The 4,921-nt window shown below is 63.1% G+C and carries 6 protein-coding genes; 2 read left to right on the forward strand and 4 right to left on the reverse strand.

Annotation, left to right across the window (positions count from 1 at the left end; genetic code table 11):
* Positions 1-202 (forward strand): Tn3 family transposase (locus tag G518_RS37100; protein ID WP_036596256.1); only part of this gene is annotated, 202 nt, incomplete at its 5' end.
* Between the two features lie 116 nt (positions 203-318).
* On the opposite strand, the gene G518_RS0126230 is transcribed toward G518_RS37100, so the two are convergent.
* Positions 319-633, reverse strand: a complete 315-nt coding sequence (locus G518_RS0126230; RefSeq protein ID WP_028605017.1) for a helix-turn-helix domain-containing protein — start codon at positions 631-633, stop codon at positions 319-321.
* Between the two features lie 25 nt (positions 634-658).
* Positions 659-1,624, reverse strand: a complete 966-nt coding sequence (locus G518_RS0126235; protein WP_028605018.1) for a PDR/VanB family oxidoreductase — start codon at positions 1,622-1,624, stop codon at positions 659-661.
* Positions 1,625-1,719: 95 nt separating this feature from the next.
* On the opposite strand from G518_RS0126235, the gene G518_RS37105 reads away from it, so the two are divergent.
* A complete protein-coding gene (locus G518_RS37105; RefSeq protein ID WP_084652304.1) occupies positions 1,720-2,181 on the forward strand; it encodes a MarR family winged helix-turn-helix transcriptional regulator in 462 nt (153 codons plus the stop codon).
* A gap of 5 nt (positions 2,182-2,186) precedes the next feature.
* Here the strand turns inward: G518_RS37105 and G518_RS0126245 are convergent, their stop codons facing one another.
* Positions 2,187-3,188 carry a Bug family tripartite tricarboxylate transporter substrate binding protein gene (locus tag G518_RS0126245; RefSeq protein WP_051237428.1) on the reverse strand — a complete coding sequence of 334 codons (1,002 nt, stop codon included), beginning with the start codon at positions 3,186-3,188 and terminating at the stop codon, positions 2,187-2,189.
* A gap of 80 nt (positions 3,189-3,268) precedes the next feature.
* Complete coding sequence (locus tag G518_RS0126250) at positions 3,269-4,546, reverse strand: Rieske 2Fe-2S domain-containing protein (protein ID WP_028605020.1); 1,278 nt, start codon at positions 4,544-4,546, stop codon at positions 3,269-3,271.
* Between the last annotated feature and the right edge of the window lie 375 nt (positions 4,547-4,921).

A 4,921-nucleotide genomic window follows, 5' to 3' on the forward strand; every position in this document is an offset into this window, starting at 1 on the left:
GAATACCTCACAGATGCAGGCGGTCCTGGATCGCTGGTCGAACCGCCGCCAGGTCATTCCACCGGAACTGATCGGGAAGATTGCGCCCACCAGGCTGGAGAGCATCAACTTGCGGGGTGTGTTTCGCTTCCCGGTTGACCGCTATGCTGACCAAATCCTGCCTTCGCGGCCAAATGCATCGATAACTGGCACCAATGGATGAAACCGACCACGGTTTGACGCCACGAATCGCAGATTTGAAAGTGAACAGGAAAGTCAATGAAATCAACGATCTACCAACACCACCTCCGCGCCAGTGCTAGCTTTTCGTACCGTCACTTATTGCACTGAAAACGAGGAGACCCCAGGCGCAGGCGTCCACGTGCTCGCGAGCAAGCCGGTGCGGGCGCCCAGCTGGAAACGTAGCGGGTTCCCGAACGAGTAGATCAGTCCCCTGGTTTCCAGTGTTCGCAACAGTCGGTAGAGAGTGGGTCGGGACAGCCCGGTGCGCTGCTGCAGCGCCGGAATATCGAGAACCGGCTCCTGCTGTGTGAAACTGAAGAGCACTTCGATGGCGCGTTCCACGGAACGCACCGAGCTGTCACTCAAGATCTGGCTTGTGGTGGGTTGCGACTTCGAATAGAGCTCTGCCATACACATGCTTGCTGAGACTTACCGATTAAAGGTCCAGAACAAGGCAAGCTGACCTGGAGCGGGAACAGCAAGGCAGGAACTGGTCGTTCGCGGCCTGCTCCTGCGGCGTCAGGTACATGTCCCGATGGTCGGGCTCTCCTTCGAGCACGCGTGTGAGACAGGTCCCACACACGCCTTGCTCGCAAGAGGTCGGCACCAGGATACCTGCGGCCGCAAGCGCCGAGGTCACCGAGGCATCGGCCGCAACGCGGATGGTTCGACCGGAGCTGGCTAGCTTGACCTCGAAGCTTCCGTCGGTGGCCAGCTTCTGCGGCGCGGCGCTGAAGAACTCGTAGTGAAGCTGGTCCTGCGGCCAGCCGCTGCTGCGCGCATTGGACAGCACAGCGTCCATAAAACCCTTGGGACCGCAGGTGTAGATGTGGACTCCGCGCCGTGGCGTGCGCAGCAGCGCGGGCAAGCCGAGCTTCTGCTGCTGCGGGCCGTCGTCAAGGTGCAACTGCACGTGCGCTGCATAGCCCGCCTGCTGGATGCGCTCCCGGAACGCTGTGCGTTCCACCGAACGCGAACAGTAATGAAGGGTGAAAGGCTGCTTGAGCACGTACAGCCGCTCGGCCATGCACAGCAAGGGCGTGATGCCGATGCCGCCGGCGATCAGCAAGGTCTCCTCGGCACCCGGAGTGAGTGGGAAATGGTTCCGCGGTGCGCTGATGGTGATCACATCACCTTCGCGCACGAGCTCGTGCATCGCGCGCGATCCTCCCCTGCCCCGCGGGTCCTTGAGCACGGCAATCTGGTAGCGGTGCGACTCCTCAGGATCGTTGCACAGCGAGTACTGGCGCGTGACACCAGAGGGCAACAGAACGTCCACGTGCGAGCCCGCAGAGAACGGAGGCAGTGCCCTGCCGTCGGTGCTCACCAGTTCGAACAAGGCAATGTCCAGCGCAAGGGGAATCTTGCGCGCCACGCGCACTTGCAGCATTTGCGCATTCATGGTCTCGACTTCTCCCGACTGGCAGACGAAGAAATGCTCGCGCCGCGCTGCGAACCGGCAGCCGACGCGGCTGTCCCGACCCGTAGAATCTGCGCATGCGCAACACTCCTCGTGTGCCCCTTGAAAACAGAATCTCTTACCGATGCCTGTCCGTGGCATCGCGCATCACGCGCCATCTCGCCCCGCGGTGGAAGAGCGAGTTCGGCCTGACGGTGACCAGCTGGCGTGTCATGGCCGTCATCGGACGCTACGAGCCGCTGTCGGCGATGCAGGTCGCCGAGCGCACCAGCACCGATGCCTTCTTCGTCGGCCGAGCGATCGACAAGCTGGTCGAACAGGGATACCTCAAGAAGGGCGTGGACCCCGACGATCGCCGGCGCTTGCGACTGAGCCTCACGGCCACCGGCAGGAAAGTCCACCGGCAGGTGGAGGACATGATCAACCTGGTGGAAGCCGACCTGCTCGCCGGGATTCCCGCCGATCATCTGAGTACTTTCTTCGCCACCATTTCCCTGCTGGAAAGCCGAGCCGGCAGGCTTGGCGGCTGCGATCCGTAGCCGGGTCACTTGTCGAGAGTGATCCCCGCCTTGCGAATCACGCCGCCCCAGCGCTTGTACTCGGCCTTCAGGTAGGTATCGAACTCCTCCGGAGTCATCCCTCGGCTTTCCACGCCGAGTTCCTTCAACTTCTCCTGGACCTCACCCTGATTCAGGATCTGGCGCATCTCATCGGAGAGCTTGCGGCGGATCTCGATGCCGGTACCTGCGGGTGCCAGCACCGCGAACCATGGGCCCGAGACGATTTCAGGGTGACCCGCCTCGGCGAAGGTCGGCACCTGCGGCAGCACGGTGCTGCGTCGGGCAGACGCGATGGCGATGGGCCGCAGCTGGCCGGATCGGATGCGCGGCACAAGGTTGATCGTGTCCCCGATCATCATGCCGACCCGCCCGGCCAGAACGTCCGTCAGGGCGGGAGGAAACCCCTGATAGGCAACGTGAGTGAGACCAAGCCCGGTCAGCTGGTTGATCAGTTCGCCGGTGACATGCCCGGTGGTGCCCACTCCTTGCGTGCCAAAGGTCATCTTGTCCGGGTTTGACTTGGCAAAAGCAAGCAAGTCGGTAAAATTCGCCACCGGAAACGCTTGGTTGGTCACCAAAACGTTCGGTGCCTCGGCCACGATGGTGACCGGCGCGAACGCAGTTTCGGCGTTGTAAGGCAAGCGCTTCATCAGGAACGGATTGAGCACCAGTGGCCCCTGCGCCGTAAACAGGAAGGTGTGCCCGTCGGCCGCGGCCCGCGCTACCGAGTCCGCACCGACGGTTCCGCCTGCGCCGGGGCGGTTCTCCACCACGACGTTTTGACCCAGCCGTCCTTCCAGGTGCCGGCCCATCAGACGGGCCACTACGTCGATTGAGCCGCCTGCGGCAAACGGGATCACGAAGCGGATCGGCTTGGAGGGCCATGCAGCATCCCTGGGCTGCGCCTGCGCGGCGAACGCAAAGGCGGTGGCCACTACAGCGGCAGCCAGCGCGAGGGGTCGGCGGAACTTCACAAGAACATTCACTGGAGTCTCCTTTGGATTGGTGGTGAGGCACGGGCTCGCTTCGCTTTGGCGGCGCGCGCCGACCTCCTGCAGCGGCGCGCTCAGGCGCTCGGCACGGTGGCCGGATGGGTTCCCGCCTGCTCTGCGGTCATCTCCTTGGGCAAGAGCATGGCGACGGCGCGCCGCTTGTACAGATCGGCGCGCGAGACGGCCGCCGGGATCGTGCCTTCCGTAGCGAACTTCTTCGCGGATTCGATCAGGCGCCGGCGGCACTTGACGATTGCGGTATCCGAGGAGCCCAGGTGTTCCTTGGTCCGGTCGGCGATCGCGCCCTGGCTCTCCTGCACTACGAGATCCTGCAGCTGGGCGCTCAGGACGCCGGTGAACGAGCCGCTCTTCTGGAGGGTGCGGTCCATTAGGTAATCGTTGGCGCGGTTGCCCTCGGGGATGTAGGTTCCCGGAACGAGCTTCGCGTAGTCGAGCCCGCCGCCCTTGTACTCGGCGAGTTCATCGTTGCTCAGAGGACGTCCAGCGTGGTAGCGGATGCGGTACCACCAGCAGTTCTCATCGTCGATGGGGATGAACAGGTTGGCCCTGCAGACCAGGCCTTCGGCTGTCGGCACCAGGACGGCGGTGGGCATCAGCCACTGCGTGATGCGCCAGTAGAAGGTGTCCTCGCCTCCGTCCCGGCGCGCAGAGATGCGCATACCGTAGTCGGTGTCCTCGCAGAAAAAGCGTGGCGCCCCGTCGGCATCGCCGTACTCCTGCAGGTGGCCTACGTTGAACACGTCCTTCTCCATGGGCGCGATGGACCGGTGCAGAAAGGTAAGGTGCGCTGTGTCAATGCTGCCTTCCAGCGCCTGCTGGTAATTGCATTTCATCAGGCACTTCGAGGTGTAGAAGTTCTGTGCCGGCAGGCTCATGAATTCCATCTGCGGCAAAGGCGGGACGCACTCCTGCGGGCCCAGGTAGGCCCAGACGATGCCTCCGGCTTCGTGGACCGAGTATGCCTTGGCGCGAATGTTCGGATTGCACCGCATCGGGCTGCCGGCAGGTTCACTCGGCATGTCCAGCAGCTCGCCGGTGACGCTGAACTTCCAGCCGTGGTACACGCAGCGCAGCCCGCCTTCCTCGTTGCGCCCGAAGAACAGCTCGGCCAGGCGGTGCGGGCAATGCGCGTCCAGCAGGCCGACCTTCCCGCTGGAGTCCCGGAAGGCGACGAAGTTCTCGCCCATCAGCCGAACCCGCACCGGAGGGCAATCCGGCGCCGGCAGCTCCTCGCACAGAAGCGCGGGCTGCCAGAACTGCCGGAACAGGCCACCCATGGCAGTGCCGGGGCCGACGCGGGTGAGGATCTCATTGTTTGCAGAATTCAGCATGTTTGACCTCGGACGAAAATTACTTGCGGTTCGCTATTATTCGATCGCATCCACCGGCTGTCAATGCCGCCGCCCCGTCCCCACCGCCGGTGGGGGCAATCACCGGTCACACATACGGGGCTGCCGAGGCTAAGCGGCCCGAAACTCAGCAATCCAGGGTGCGCAGCACGTCCGGCAGGATCCGCCGGATTTGACCGGAGATGAACGGCACCCCGAGCGGGGTCTCCTCGTTTTCAGTGCAATAAGTGACGGTACGAAAAGCTAGCACTGGCGCGGAGGTGGTGTTGGTAGATCGTTGATTTCATTGACTTTCCTGTTCACTTTCAAATCTGCGATTCGTGGCGTCAAACCGTGGTCGGTTTCATCCATTGGTGC

The sequence above is a fragment of the Ottowia thiooxydans DSM 14619 genome (genome assembly GCF_000422885.1).
Lineage (GTDB): Bacteria > Pseudomonadota > Gammaproteobacteria > Burkholderiales > Burkholderiaceae_C > Ottowia > Ottowia thiooxydans.

Coding starts and splice junctions, on each gene's coding strand:
- G518_RS0126230 (WP_028605017.1), bottom strand. CDS start 633: ATGGCAGAGCTCTATTCGAAGTCGCAACCCACCACAAGCCAGATCTTG.
- G518_RS0126235 (WP_028605018.1), bottom strand. CDS start 1,624: ATGAATGCGCAAATGCTGCAAGTGCGCGTGGCGCGCAAGATTCCCCTT.
- G518_RS37105 (WP_084652304.1), top strand. CDS start 1,720: ATGCGCAACACTCCTCGTGTGCCCCTTGAAAACAGAATCTCTTACCGA.
- G518_RS0126250 (WP_028605020.1), bottom strand. CDS start 4,546: ATGCTGAATTCTGCAAACAATGAGATCCTCACCCGCGTCGGCCCCGGC.